This window comes from Duganella sp. sic0402, from assembly GCF_019219065.1.
GTDB lineage: Bacteria > Pseudomonadota > Gammaproteobacteria > Burkholderiales > Burkholderiaceae_D > Rugamonas.
The window spans coordinates 21,193-33,530 of record NZ_JAHUWK010000020.1 but is presented as its reverse complement, the minus strand read 5'-3'; the positions used below and the strand labels follow the sequence as shown (position 1 = coordinate 33,530).

Here is a 12,338-nt window from a genome sequence, read left to right as displayed (position 1 = left end):
ATTACTCACCCGTTCGCCACTCGCCACCAGAGCAAGCTCCGTGCTGCCGTTCGACTTGCATGTGTAAGGCATGCCGCCAGCGTTCAATCTGAGCCAGGATCAAACTCTTTAGTTTAATCTCTGTTTTATGATCATTTCTGACCATGGTTCGCTCACTCAAAATACTGACAGTATTACTACTGTTTTATTTCTTGTTGAGCATCTAATGCTTTTTGTTGCAGCATCAAACGCCCACATTTATCGACTGTAAATTTTTAAAGATCTTTACTGCTGCTGAGAAGCGTTTTGTTCATCAGCGAAGAGGCAAGATTATGAGGCGTTTCGCACATTTCGTCAAGCTCTTCTTTTTCCGGCTTCACTCTGCATTTGCATGCGTCGTTTTGCGAGGGGGCGAACTATAGCAAGGACCGGCGTGTCTGGCAAGGGTAAAATACGTGTATGTCTATCTTACTTACCACGCTTAACGCCCGCTATACCCATGCCTCGCTGGGACTGCGCTATTTGCTCGCCAATATGGGCGCGCTACAGGACCAAACCAGCCTGCAGGAATTCGTCATCGGCGCCAAGGCGACCGAGATCGTTGAACGCATCCTGTCGTACGCGCCAAAGATCGTCGGCTTCGGCATCTATATATGGAACGTCGAAGAAACCACCAAGGTCATCGCCATGCTCAAGCGCGTGGCGCCGCAGGTGGTCGTCGTGCTGGGCGGTCCGGAGGTCTCGCACGAGACCAACGAACAGGAGATCGTCAAGCTGGCCGATTATGTGATCACCGGCTGGGGCGACGTCACCTTCCCCAAACTGTGCGGCGAAATCCTCAACGGCCCCAAGCCGCTGATGAAGGTGCACGCCGGCGTGCAGCCGCCGATGGCCGAGATCAAGCTGCCCTACTCGCTGTATAGCGATGACGACATCAAGAACCGCACCTTATATGTAGAGGCCTCGCGCGGCTGCCCGTTCAAATGCGAGTTCTGCCTGTCCGCGCTGGACAAGACCGCCTGGCCGTTCGCGCTGGATAACTTCCTCGCCGAGATGGAGTCGCTACACCAGCGCGGCGCGCGGCTGTTCAAATTCGTCGACCGCACCTTCAACCTGAACATCAAGACCAGCCTGAAGATCATGCAGTTCTTCCTGGATAAGCTGGAAGCGAACCCCGACGATCCGGTCTACGCCCACTTCGAGCTGGTGCCCGATCATCTGCCGGATGCACTAAAAGAGGGCATCAGCAAATTCCCGCCTGGCGCGCTGCAATTCGAGATCGGCATCCAGAGTTTCAATCCGGCGGTGCAGACGCTGGTCAGCCGCAAGCAGGATAATCAAAAGGCGGCCGACAATATCCGCTGGTTGACCACGCAATCGCACGCCCACATGCACGTCGACCTGATCGCCGGTCTGCCCGGCGAGACAGTGGAGAGCTTTGCCGAAGGCTTTAACAAGCTGTGGGCGCTGCAGCCGCACGAGATCCAGTTCGGGATTCTGAAGCGCTTGCGCGGCACCCCGATCATCCGCCACACCCCGGAATACGGCATGGTGTATGACCCGTATGCGCCGTACACCATCCTGGCCAACCGCGATATTGACTTTAGCACCATGCAGCGGCTGGTACGCTTTGCACGCTACTGGGATCTGGTGGCCAATTCCGGGCGCTTCGGCCACACCTTGCCGGTGCTGCTGGGCGAGCTGCCATTCCAGCGGTTTATGGCGTTTTCGGATTGGCTGTATGCCAATACCGACGCGACCCACCGGATTGCGCTGGAGCGGCTGGTGGCGATGGTGTCGCGCTATTTGCAAACGCTGGGGATGGAGAAGGCGGAGGCGGAGGCTTTGCTGGCGTCGGATTATTCGCCGGCCAAACCCAAGGCCGCCGAAACCCCGGCGCCCAAGCGGCAGGCCCGAAGGCTGGCCGCCTGAGGCTTGTACCCCGCCTGGCTGTGCGGGGTCTGCCTTTAGAGCGAGCCAGCGCACTCCGGAGATACGCACTGGTAGCGGCCAGGGCCAATCTCCCTTAAACTTGCGGTATGCCTACCGCCCAAGAGCCTACCCTGACCCTGAATGCCGGCGCCATCGCCGCGACCGGCACTTGGCGGGTTCACGCGCTGGCGCAGGGCAAGGCGATGGCCACCATCACCACCGTCCTCAAGACGCTCAAAGATAACAACCTGAAATGGGACCTGTCGGCCATCGACAGCATGGACCACATCGGCGCCCAGTTGTTCTGGAACGCCTGGGGCAAGACCCGCCCGGCCAACCTGCAACTGGCGCCGGAGCTGGAAGAATTCTTCAAGCGACTAGAAGCCACCGGCACGCTGGAACTGCCGCGCGCGCGCCAGCACCGCCTGACGCTGGTGATGAAGCTGGGCTTCGCCGTGATGCTGTTCTTCGAACACCTGACCGGCCTGCTGCGCCTGATCGGCCAGCTGGTGCTGGACATCGGCCGCTTTGTCCGCCATCCGATGCGCGGGCCGTGGAAGGAAATCTCTGCCAATATTTACCACGCCGGTTTCCAGGCGCTGGGCATCACCGCGCTGGTCGGCTTCCTGATCGGCGTGGTGTTCTCCTTCCTGTCGGCGCAGCAGCTGCGCAACTTCGGCGGCGATATCTTCCTGGTCAACCTGCTCGGCATGAGCATCATCCGCGAACTGGGGCCGCTGCTGGCAGCCATCCTGGTGGCCGGCCGCTCCGGTTCATCGATCACCGCGCAACTGGGCGTGATGCGCGTGACCGAGGAGCTGGACGCCATGCTGGTGATGGGCATCTCGCACGGCTTCCGCCTGATCATGCCGAAAGTGCTGGCCCTGGCGATCGCCATGCCGCTGCTGGTGATCTGGACCGATACCATCGCGCTGCTGGGCGGCATGCTGTCGGCGCAGGTGGAGCTGAACCTGTCGCCGCAGTACTTCCTGATGAAACTACCGGAAGCCGTACCGCTGGCGAACTATATGATCGGCATCGGCAAAGGCGTAGTGTTCGGCATGCTGATCGCGCTGGTGTCCTGCCACTTCGGCCTGCGCATCAAGCCGAATACCGAAAGCCTGGGGCGCGGCACCACCACCTCGGTGGTGACGGCGATTACCGCCGTGATCCTGGCCGACGCGGTGTTCGCGATTGTCTTCAGCGGCGTGGGGTTCTGATGAGCGAACACGAAAGCACCTGCGGACCAGGCGCCGGCGAACTGACGCTGGACGGCAGCGTGCCGGTGGTCGAGATCACCGGCCTGTGGACCAAATACGGCCGCACGGTAGTACATCAGGATCTGAATCTGGAAATCGAACAAGGCGAAATCCTGTCCATCGTCGGCGGCTCCGGCACCGGCAAGACCACACTGGTACGGCAGATGCTGGGCCTTGAACACCCGGCGCGCGGCTGCGTGCGCGTGTTCGGCGAAGACATCAGCGAGATCGGTTCCGATCAGCTGCAGCAGCTGCGCAACCACTGGGGCATGCTGTTCCAGCAGGGCGCGCTGTATTCGGCGCTGACGGTGTTCGAGAACATCGCCCAGCCGATGCGCGAGTTGCAGGTGCTGCCGGAAGAGCTGGTCCACGACGCCGTGCTGCTGAAAATGAATATGGTCGGCCTGGGCCCGGAACACGCCAACAAAATGCCGTCCGACCTGTCCGGCGGCATGGTCAAGCGGGTGGCGCTGGCGCGCGCGCTGGCGCTGGAGCCGAAGCTGCTGTTCCTCGACGAGCCGACCGCCGGCCTCGATCCCGATTTGTCGGAAGCCTTTGTGCGCCTGATCAAATCACTGCATCGCGAGCTGGGCCTGACGGTGGTGATGGTCACCCACGACCTAGACACGCTGTTTGCGCTGTCCACCCGCATCGCGGTGCTGGCGGAAAAACACGTGATCGCGCTCGGCCCGCTGCAAGACCTGCTGAAAGTCGATCACCCGTTCATCAAGGAGTTCTTCCTCGGCGACCGCGGCCGCCGCGCGCTGGAAGCGCTTGAAGAAAAAACATCCACGGAGAACTGATGGAAAACCGATCCCACGCCCTCACCACCGGCTTCTTCACGATCACGCTGCTGATCGCGGCCATCCTGTACGGCCTGTGGTTTAACCGCGACCGCGTCGAGCGCACGCCGTATGTGATCGCCACCGCGCAAGCCATCCCCGGCCTGAACCCGCAGGCGCCGATCCGCTATCGCGGCCTGGAAGTAGGCCGCGTCGGCGGTATCGCCTTCGATCCGAAAGTGGCCGGCCAGATCCTGGTCACGCTGAACATCAACACCGACGCGCCGATCACCACCACCACCTTCGCCGCGCTGGGCTACCAGGGCGTGACCGGCATCGCCTTCATCGCGCTGGACGACGACAAGGTCGGCTCGCCGCTGCTGCCTTCCAGCGCCGGCCATCCGGCCCGCATTCCGCTGCGCCAGGGTTTCTTCGACCAGCTGGAAAAACGCGGCAAGGAAATCCTCAGCCAGACCGAGGAAGTGACGCGCCGCCTGAACGACCTGCTCAGCCCCGAGAACCGCAAGACCATCCTCGGCGCGTTTGAGGATGTCAGCGAGACGGCGCAGAAGTACCGCGACATTCCGGAAAAACTCCAGCCGACCATCGACAAGCTGCCGGCGCTGGCCAGCGAAGCGCAGAAGACGCTGAACTCGGTCAACGCGCTGGCCACCGATGTCAACCGCCTGACCACCGGCCTGCAGGCGCCTGGCGGCCCGATCGACCGCATCACCACCCAGGTGGAGCGCATCGGCAGTTCGGTCGACGCGGTGGCCGGCGGGCTGGAGCTGGATACGCTGCCGCAGGTGAATTCGCTGTCGGACGACACCCGCGCCTCGATGCGCGCGCTGCGCCGTACCATGAACAAGATTAACGACCGTCCGCAAAGTCTGATCTTCGGCGCGCCAGGCACCCCGCCCGGCCCAGGCGAAGAAGGCTTTGCAGCGCCCACCAAATAAGGACAAGGCGATGATGACCACCACCATCCGCAACGGGATCATGCTATGCGCTGCGGCGCTGGCACTGGGCGGCTGCGCCAGCAAAGGCCAGCCGACCGCGCAGTACGATTTCGGCCCGCTGTCTGCCAGCACCGCACCGGCCAGCGCCAGCCAGATCGGCGCGGTCATCGTGGCCGATGTGACTGGCCCGGCGGCGCTGGATTCAGAACGCATGCAATACCGGCTGCTGTATGCTGATGCGCGCCAGTCGCGCCCCTACGCCTACAATCAGTGGACCGCCACGCCGTTGCAGCTGCTGACGCAGCGCATGAAGACCAATCTGTCGCATGGCGGCGTGAAAGTGCTGTCGACCACCGACGCGGCGGCCAGCGCCACCGTGTTGCGCATGGAGGTCGAGGATTTCGCGCAGAACTTCGACAGCGCCACCAGCAGCCAGGCCGTGCTGCGGGTGCGGGCGTCGGTGTTCCGCCATCACAAGCTGGTGGACCAGAAAACCTTCAGCAGCAGCCAGCCCGCGCCGAGCGCGGATGCGGCCGGCGGCGCGCGCGCCATGGCCGACGCCAGCGACGCGGTGGCGGCCGAGCTGCTGACCTGGCTGGCGGCGCTGCCGCCGTCGACATGACGGAACACACGCCGGCCTCCGAGCCGGCAGCCGCCCCGGCCGACGCCACACCGTCGCCCGCCGCGCCACCACAGCAAACGACGCACGCTGACGCCGCCGCTGTAGCAGCATCCGTCGCAGCCGCGCCCCCGGCCGACACCGGCGCACAGGCCTTGGCCGCGGCCGGCGCCGCAGCAGCGGCCACACGCCAAAAGGGGGCCAAGCCGCCGCTGGCGCCGGCCAGCCGCAGCTCGCCGATCACGCGCGCGGCGCTGCTGGCGTATCTGCTGCTGATCATCTACGCCAGCTGGTTCCCCTTCTCCGGCTGGCACAACCAGGGCCTGTCGCCGTTCATCTTCCTGGAAACCACGAAGATGCCGCGCTACTGGACCATGTTCGACGCCGTCACCAACGTCATCGGCTACATCCCGCTGGGCACACTGACCGTCTACGCGCTGTACCCGCGCATCAAGAACATCTGGGCGCTGCTGATCGCCGCCGCCTGCGGCGCACTGGTGTCCGGCAGCATGGAAGCGGTGCAGACCTATCTGCCCACCCGCGTCTCCTCCAACCTGGACTTCTACACCAACGCCATCGGCTGCGCCATCGGCGGCCTGATCGGTGTCTTGACCGTGCGCCGCCTGCTCGACCAGAGCGAGCTGCAACGCCTGCGCCGTGCCTGGTTTGCGCCGCATGCCAGCCAGGGCCTGGTGCTGCTGGCGCTGTGGCCGCTGGCGCAAATCTATCCGCAGAACTTCCTGTACGGCCTGGGCCAGCTGCTGCCCATCCTGTCCGACTGGCTGTCGCAGCTGCTGGACATGGAGATCGACCTGGGCAACCTGATCCGCCCCGATGTCGAACTGACAGTCGAACAATACTGGCTTTCCGAAACCATCATCACCGCCTGCGGCATGGTCGGCGCCGGCCTGACCCTGCTGTGCCTGCTGCGCAAGCCGTCGCCGCGCGGCCTGCTGGTGGCGGCCATGATTGCCTGTTCGGTGCTGGTCAAAGGCCTGGCCTCGGCGCTGCTGTTCTCGCCGGAAAACGCCTTCGTCTGGGTCACACCGGGCGCGCAGGGCGGCTTCCTGATCGGCGCCATCATGCTGGCCGGCCTGGCTTACGCGCCGCATGTGGCGCAACGGCGGCTGGCGATCGCCACCCTGCTGTTGGGCCTGGCCATCATCAACACCACCCCGGCCAACCCGTATTTTGTGGCCACTTTGCAAACATGGGTGCAGGGGAAATTCCTGAATTTCAACGGCGCAGCGCAATTCCTGTCGCTGCTGTGGCCCTTCTTCGCGGTCTGGTTCCTGTGGCTGCCGTCCCACAAGCTGAACGCGGCCAAGGTATCATAGCGGCTACGATTTCCGAGAGGTACAGCCATGAGCGATACACCCTACTACAAACACCACGTCTTTTTCTGCATGAACAAGCGTGAGGACGGCCGCAACAGCTGCGGCGACCACGGCGCCGAAATCGCGCAAAAGCACGCCAAGAAGCGCTGCAAGGAACTCGATATGTACGGCAAGGGCGAGGTCCGCATCAACCAGGCCGGCTGCCTGAACCGCTGCGAAGAAGGCCCGCTGCTGGTGATCTATCCGGAAGGCACCTGGTACACCTATGTCGACACCGCCGACATCGATGAAATCATCGACCGCCACCTGGCCAAGGGCGAAATTGTGGAACGTCTGAAAATCTGAGCCTATGAACAAGAGCGAAAAATTCACCCTGGCCGGCGCCGCCGGCCAAATGGAAGGCGTCATCGACTACCCGCACGATGACGCGGCCCCGCGCGGCATCGCGCTGGTGGCCCACCCGCACCCGCTGTACGGCGGCACCATGGACAACAAGGTGGCAGTGACACTGATGCGCACCTTCGTCAGCCTCGGCTACGTGGTGGCGCGCATCAACTTCCGCGGCGTCGGCAAGTCCGAAGGCGTGCACGACCACGGCCAGGGCGAAACCGACGACATGGCCATCCTGCACCAGTGGATGACCGGAAAATTCCCCGGCCTGCCGGTGGCGCTGTCGGGCTTCTCCTTCGGCACCTATGTGCAGACCCACCTGGCGCAGCGCCTGGCCGCCGCCGGCACGCCGGCCGAGCGCCTGGTACTGGTTGGCGCGGCCGCCAAGAAATGGCAGATGGCCGACATCCCGGCCGACACCATCCTGATTCACGGCGAACTGGACGACACCATCCCGCTGGCCGACGTGCTGGACTGGCTGCGCCCGCAGGATATCCCGGTCATCGTCATTCCCGGCGCGGACCACTTCTTCCACCGCAAACTCGGCCATATCAAGCGCTGGGTGGCGCTGCTGTGGGCCGGCGCTGGCTTAATCGAGGCTGAAACGGACACCGCAACTGCCGACTAAGCAACTATAATCATCCGGCTTTTAACTTTTACACCAGATCCCAATGAAGAAAATTATCGCGGCCTTGGCCACCAGTGTGATGTTGATAACCTCGGCCGTGGCGCAAACGCTGCCTGCCCCGAACATCGCCGCCAAGTCCTGGCTGCTGCTGGACGCCACCAGCGGCCAGATCATCGCTTCGCAGGACCCGAACGCCCGCATCGAGCCGGCGTCGCTGACCAAGATCATGACCGCCTACGTGACCTTCGGCGCGCTGCGCGACAAGAAGATCACGCTGAACCAGATGGTCAACGTATCGACCAAGGCGTGGAAAGTGGACGCCAGCAGCTCCAAGATGTTCATCGACCCGGCCACCCCGGTCAGCATCAACGATCTGCTGTACGGCCTGATGGTGCAATCGGGTAATGACGCCGCCGTGGCGCTGGCGGAAGCGGTGGCCGGCGACGAGTCGGCCTTTGTGGTGCTGATGAATAAAGAAGCACAGCGCCTGGGCCTGACCTCGACCCACTTCGCCAATCCGCACGGCCTGCCGTCGCCGGAAAACTATTCGACCGCGCAAGACCTGTCGAGCCTGGCGCAGCACGTCATCAAGGACTTCCCGGAGTTCTACAAGATCGATTCGGTGAAGAGCTTCACCTACAACAAGATCACCCAGCAGAACCGCAACCGCCTGCTGTGGCTGGACCCGACCGTGGACGGCATGAAGACCGGCCACACCGAAGCGGCCGGCTACTGCATGATCGCCTCGGCCAAGCGTCCTAACGGCGCCGGCGAGCGCCGCCTGATCTCGGTGGTGCTGGGCACCTCGTCGGACCAGGTGCGCACGCAGGAAAGCCAGAAGCTGCTGAACTGGGGCTTCCAGAACTTCGACACCGTCAAGCTGTACTCGAAAGGCCAGCCGATCGCCACGCCGGAAATCTGGAAAGGCTCGAAGAATGCGGTCAAGATTGGTTTCGCGCAGGACGTGATGGTCACCGTGCCGAAGGGCGTGGCGGGCAAGATGAAGCCGGCGCTGGAACGCAAGGATCCGCTGGTGGCCCCATTGGCTGAAAACAGCCGCGTTGGCACGTTGAAGATGGTGGTGGACGGCAAGCCAATGCTGGAACTGCCGGTGGTGGCGCTGGAAACCGTGGAGCAGGCATCGATCTTTGGCCGTGCCTGGGATTCGATTCGTCTCTGGCTGAAATAAACCCGGCCGCGCCGCTGGCAAGTTCAGCGGCCGAGGGGGCTGGCCGCGTACCGGGTCGGCCCCCGATGCTGCACGCGGTGCCGGTTTAGTCGGCGCTGGTGTGCTGCATCGAAGCCTGCGCCCACTGGAAGGCCGCCTGTCCAACCAGCGGCAGTTTGTCGATATCGATCTCCAGCCTGGCCGCAATCTCCAGCGCTGGCTCGATCTTGTCCCGCTGTAGCAGCAGCACCATCGTCAAATACGGGCTGTAAACGCCCTCCTTCCCCAGCAGCACATCGCGGATATCGTCCGACAGGTGCATCTTGTCGACCAGCTTGTCCATCGGCACGCCCAGCAGTACATCAAACAGCGACAGCAGTCCCGCCAGGAACAACTCATCCCGCCTGGCCTGCGGCAGCGTGCTGCACGTCTCCAGGAAACGCGCGCGCGTCAGCGCCACTTCCAGCAGCGACTCGTCGCGCTCCTTGTTGGCGCCGGCGCCCAGGCGGAACATCGACACCGTCAGCCCGCGATACAGCTGATTCCGTCCCAGCACCATGAAGGCCTGCTGCAAGCTGGTCACCTTGGTGGTCTGCCCGTTGGCCGGCGCATTCGCCCATTGCAGCACCTGATACGTCATGCCGGGATCGCGCTTGGCCACCTCAATCATGGCCGGCAGCTCGGCATCGGTGCGCAGCAGGTTGAGCAGCTCGATCGAGGTCATGCGGCTCTGGTCGATCTTGGCGTCCGGGTCGACCTGGTCGGTGGTAGTCAGGTAATCGCCCATGAAATAGCTGGCGCCCCAGGCCAGCACCATGCGCTGCTCATCCCAGGTGGCAACGTCGTCGACGATCAGTTTCAGATTCGGATAATGCAGGTTCAGGTGCTTGCACAGCGCTTGGAATTCCGGCAGCGGCTGCGCGTGCAGCGACAGCAGCGCCATCTGGGCCGAGGCCAGCAACGCGCTGTTCTCGTCTTGCAGCGTGACGCCATGCACGGCCACCTGGCTGCCGGCGGCGCGCAGTACGGCGGCAGCATCGGCGGCCTGCCGGTCCAGCAGAAACACGGTCTGCGGCGCAAGCAGCGGCAGGTGTAGCCCGGCCTGTATCGCCTCCGCACTGAGCGGCACCAGCGCGATGCGCTGGTGCGCGTACTCCGGCAATTCCGCCGCCACCAGCGCGTCAACCAGCTCCGCTTCGGGCAGCGCCGCGCCGACGCGGTAGCCGCACAGGCGCTGGCGTTTGTCGACGATGGCGGCACGGGTGATCAGGGCGGTGGCGTCGTTCGGCGGCGCATCGGCGTCATCCGGCGCAGGGACGGCATCTGGCGCGCCCTCGGCCGTATTGGCGGCGGATTCCGGCTTGGACTTCAGAAACGATAAAAATCCCACGTTGAGCTCTCCGTTCGGTCAGGCAGACGTGACGATCATACTATAATTCTTGCCTTACATTTACGCTTGGAAAGTATGCTCATGACCAATCTGTCCTGCCCTTCCCTCGTTACCTACGCCGGCGGCCTGACGCTGTCACGCATTGTCGCCGGCATGTGGCGCATGAATGAATGGAATCTGTCGCCACAGCAGCGCGTCGACTGGATAGAGCAGGCGCTGGCCATGGGCGTCACCAGCTTCGACCACGCCGACATCTACGGCGGCTACGGCGTCGAGGCCACTTTCGGCGAAGCGCTGAAGCTACAGCCTTCGCTGCGCGACAAGATGCAGATCGTCAGCAAATGCGGCATCAAGCTGATCTCGGCGGCGCGCCCCGAGCACACCATCCAGCACTATGACACCAGCGCCAGCCACATCATCGCCTCGGCAGAAAATTCGCTGCGCCAGCTGGGCACCGACCATCTGGACCTGCTGCTGATCCACCGCCCGGACCCGCTGATGAATTTTGATGAGATTGCCGGCGCCTTCGCGCAGCTGCGCCAGGATGGCAAGGTCAAGCACTTCGGCGTGTCCAACTTCAGCCGCCACCAGTTCGAGAGCCTTAACCGCCGCATCGCGCTGGCCACCAACCAGGTCGAGTTCTCGCCGCTGCATGTGGTGCCAATGTTCGATGAAACCTTCGACGGCCTGCAAGACCTGGGCGTGGCGCCGATGATCTGGTCGCCGCTGGCTGGCGGCCGCCTGTTCAGCAGCGATGACGCCGCCAGCGCGCGCGTCCGCACCGTGATCCAGAAAGTCGCCGATGAGCTGCAACGACCGTTCGGCAGCGTGGTGTTTGCGTGGATTATGCAGCTACCTAGCCGTCCGGTGCCGCTGACCGGTTCGGGCCGCATCGCGGCGGTGAAGGAAGCGGTAGAAGCGACCCAGTTCAGCCTGAGCCGCAGCCAGTGGTTCGAGATCCTGCGCGCGGCGCGCGGCCACGAGGTGGCTTAACGGGCGCGCTTAACCCTCGTCGCCATAAATAACCGGCGGGGCGATCCCCGTCCAGCCGGTTTTCCACGCGCCATTCAGCGCCAGCGTAAACGCGATATAGAACGCGAAGAACAGCACGAAGTACAGCACTTGCAGCCAGGCCAGCAGGCCCAGGTTAATCAGCAACACCACCAGCGCGCCCCAGCTTTTCTTCTGCTTGGAGCTGGGGAAGCGCACGGTCGACACCATCAGGCTGCCGACCACGAACAGCAGCAGCACGATCAGGCTGCCCTGCAAGGCCGACGCGGCCGGATCAGGCCAGGCCACCACCACCGACGCCACGCAAGCCGCGCCAGCGGTGATCGGCATGCCGACAAAGTAGCGCGGATCGGTGCGCCCCACATTGACATTGAAACGCGCCAGCCGCAGCGCCCCGCAGGCGACAAAGAAGAAGCTGGCCATGCCGCCCAGGCGCAGCAGCGTCGGATAATCGGCGCCCAGCTGCTGGAAGCCCCAGCAATACAGCAGCAGCCCCGGCGCACAGCCAAAATTCATCACGTCGGCAATCGAATCGAGCTGCATGCCGAACTCGGACTGGGTATTGGTGGCGCGCGCCACGAAGCCGTCCAGCGCGTCGAACACGCCGGCCAGCACCAGCAGCACGGCAGCCAGGCGGTAATCCTGGGCCGAGCCGACCATGGCGTTGTCGACCGAAATGACGATGCTGCCGAAGCCGCAGGCGATCGACATCAGGGTGACGATGCTGGGCAAGGCAAACTTGGCGCGCTGCATGCGCTGACGGTGTAGTGGCTTCAAAACAGGGGCAATCTCAAAGAAACGGCAAGCTTACCATTTTTAGCACATCCCTAACGCGTGCGGCGCTTTTGAAAACCGGCTTAGAATTGCTTCCATGGCAGAGGAGC

General features: G+C 63.4%; 12 protein-coding genes and 1 rRNA gene. 10 read left to right on the top strand and 3 right to left on the bottom strand.

Annotation, left to right across the window (positions count from 1 at the left end; genetic code table 11):
* Positions 1-115, bottom strand: a 16S ribosomal RNA gene (locus KW842_RS26835); the annotation flags it as partial.
* Positions 116-438: 323 nt separating this feature from the next.
* Between KW842_RS26835 and KW842_RS26830 the strand changes: the two genes are divergently transcribed.
* From KW842_RS26830 to KW842_RS26790, 9 genes are all read left to right on the top strand, one after another.
* Complete coding sequence (locus KW842_RS26830) at positions 439-1,911, top strand: B12-binding domain-containing radical SAM protein (protein WP_218307212.1); 1,473 nt, start codon at positions 439-441, stop codon at positions 1,909-1,911.
* A 107-nt stretch (positions 1,912-2,018) separates the two neighbouring features.
* Positions 2,019-3,131, top strand: a complete 1,113-nt coding sequence (locus KW842_RS26825) for an ABC transporter permease (RefSeq protein WP_218307211.1) — start codon at positions 2,019-2,021, stop codon at positions 3,129-3,131.
* A complete protein-coding gene (locus KW842_RS26820; RefSeq protein ID WP_218307210.1) occupies positions 3,131-3,973 on the top strand; it encodes an ABC transporter ATP-binding protein in 843 nt (280 codons plus the stop codon). Before KW842_RS26825 ends, KW842_RS26820 begins: the two co-directional genes overlap by 1 nt.
* A complete protein-coding gene (locus KW842_RS26815; RefSeq protein WP_218307209.1) occupies positions 3,973-4,911 on the top strand; it encodes an MlaD family protein in 939 nt (312 codons plus the stop codon). The genes KW842_RS26820 and KW842_RS26815 overlap by 1 nt, the downstream gene beginning before the upstream one ends.
* Positions 4,912-4,921: 10 nt before the next feature.
* A complete protein-coding gene (locus KW842_RS26810) occupies positions 4,922-5,533 on the top strand; it encodes an ABC-type transport auxiliary lipoprotein family protein (protein ID WP_307729886.1) in 612 nt (203 codons plus the stop codon).
* Complete coding sequence (locus tag KW842_RS26805; protein ID WP_229223932.1) at positions 5,530-6,867, top strand: VanZ family protein; 1,338 nt, start codon at positions 5,530-5,532, stop codon at positions 6,865-6,867. Before KW842_RS26810 ends, KW842_RS26805 begins: the two co-directional genes overlap by 4 nt.
* Positions 6,868-6,894: 27 nt before the next feature.
* Positions 6,895-7,212, top strand: coding sequence for a ferredoxin (locus tag KW842_RS26800; RefSeq protein WP_218307207.1), 318 nt, complete (start codon positions 6,895-6,897; stop codon positions 7,210-7,212).
* 4 nt (positions 7,213-7,216) lie between these two features.
* A complete protein-coding gene (locus tag KW842_RS26795; RefSeq protein ID WP_218307206.1) occupies positions 7,217-7,885 on the top strand; it encodes an alpha/beta hydrolase in 669 nt (222 codons plus the stop codon).
* Positions 7,886-7,928: 43 nt separating this feature from the next.
* Positions 7,929-9,074: a D-alanyl-D-alanine carboxypeptidase family protein gene (locus KW842_RS26790; protein ID WP_218307205.1), complete on the top strand. Its 1,146-nt coding sequence runs from the start codon at positions 7,929-7,931 to the stop codon at positions 9,072-9,074.
* A gap of 85 nt (positions 9,075-9,159) precedes the next feature.
* Here the strand turns inward: KW842_RS26790 and KW842_RS26785 are convergent, their stop codons facing one another.
* Complete coding sequence (locus KW842_RS26785) at positions 9,160-10,443, bottom strand: HDOD domain-containing protein (RefSeq protein ID WP_218307204.1); 1,284 nt, start codon at positions 10,441-10,443, stop codon at positions 9,160-9,162.
* An 81-nt stretch (positions 10,444-10,524) separates the two neighbouring features.
* On the opposite strand from KW842_RS26785, the gene KW842_RS26780 reads away from it, so the two are divergent.
* Positions 10,525-11,436: an aldo/keto reductase family oxidoreductase gene (locus tag KW842_RS26780; RefSeq protein ID WP_229223931.1), complete on the top strand. Its 912-nt coding sequence runs from the start codon at positions 10,525-10,527 to the stop codon at positions 11,434-11,436.
* Between the two features lie 9 nt (positions 11,437-11,445).
* Here KW842_RS26780 and pssA read toward each other — a convergent pair whose 3' ends face one another.
* Positions 11,446-12,207: a CDP-diacylglycerol--serine O-phosphatidyltransferase gene (gene pssA, locus KW842_RS26775; protein ID WP_218307215.1), complete on the bottom strand. Its 762-nt coding sequence runs from the start codon at positions 12,205-12,207 to the stop codon at positions 11,446-11,448.
* Between the last annotated feature and the right edge of the window lie 131 nt (positions 12,208-12,338).

Coding starts and splice junctions, on each gene's coding strand:
- KW842_RS26810 (WP_307729886.1), top strand. CDS start 4,922: ATGATGACCACCACCATCCGCAACGGGATCATGCTATGCGCTGCGGCG.
- KW842_RS26790 (WP_218307205.1), top strand. CDS start 7,929: ATGAAGAAAATTATCGCGGCCTTGGCCACCAGTGTGATGTTGATAACC.
- KW842_RS26805 (WP_229223932.1), top strand. CDS start 5,530: ATGACGGAACACACGCCGGCCTCCGAGCCGGCAGCCGCCCCGGCCGAC.
- KW842_RS26825 (WP_218307211.1), top strand. CDS start 2,019: ATGCCTACCGCCCAAGAGCCTACCCTGACCCTGAATGCCGGCGCCATC.
- pssA (WP_218307215.1), bottom strand. CDS start 12,207: ATGCAGCGCGCCAAGTTTGCCTTGCCCAGCATCGTCACCCTGATGTCG.
- KW842_RS26820 (WP_218307210.1), top strand. CDS start 3,131: ATGAGCGAACACGAAAGCACCTGCGGACCAGGCGCCGGCGAACTGACG.
- KW842_RS26780 (WP_229223931.1), top strand. CDS start 10,525: ATGACCAATCTGTCCTGCCCTTCCCTCGTTACCTACGCCGGCGGCCTG.
- KW842_RS26800 (WP_218307207.1), top strand. CDS start 6,895: ATGAGCGATACACCCTACTACAAACACCACGTCTTTTTCTGCATGAAC.
- KW842_RS26815 (WP_218307209.1), top strand. CDS start 3,973: ATGGAAAACCGATCCCACGCCCTCACCACCGGCTTCTTCACGATCACG.
- KW842_RS26795 (WP_218307206.1), top strand. CDS start 7,217: ATGAACAAGAGCGAAAAATTCACCCTGGCCGGCGCCGCCGGCCAAATG.
- KW842_RS26830 (WP_218307212.1), top strand. CDS start 439: ATGTCTATCTTACTTACCACGCTTAACGCCCGCTATACCCATGCCTCG.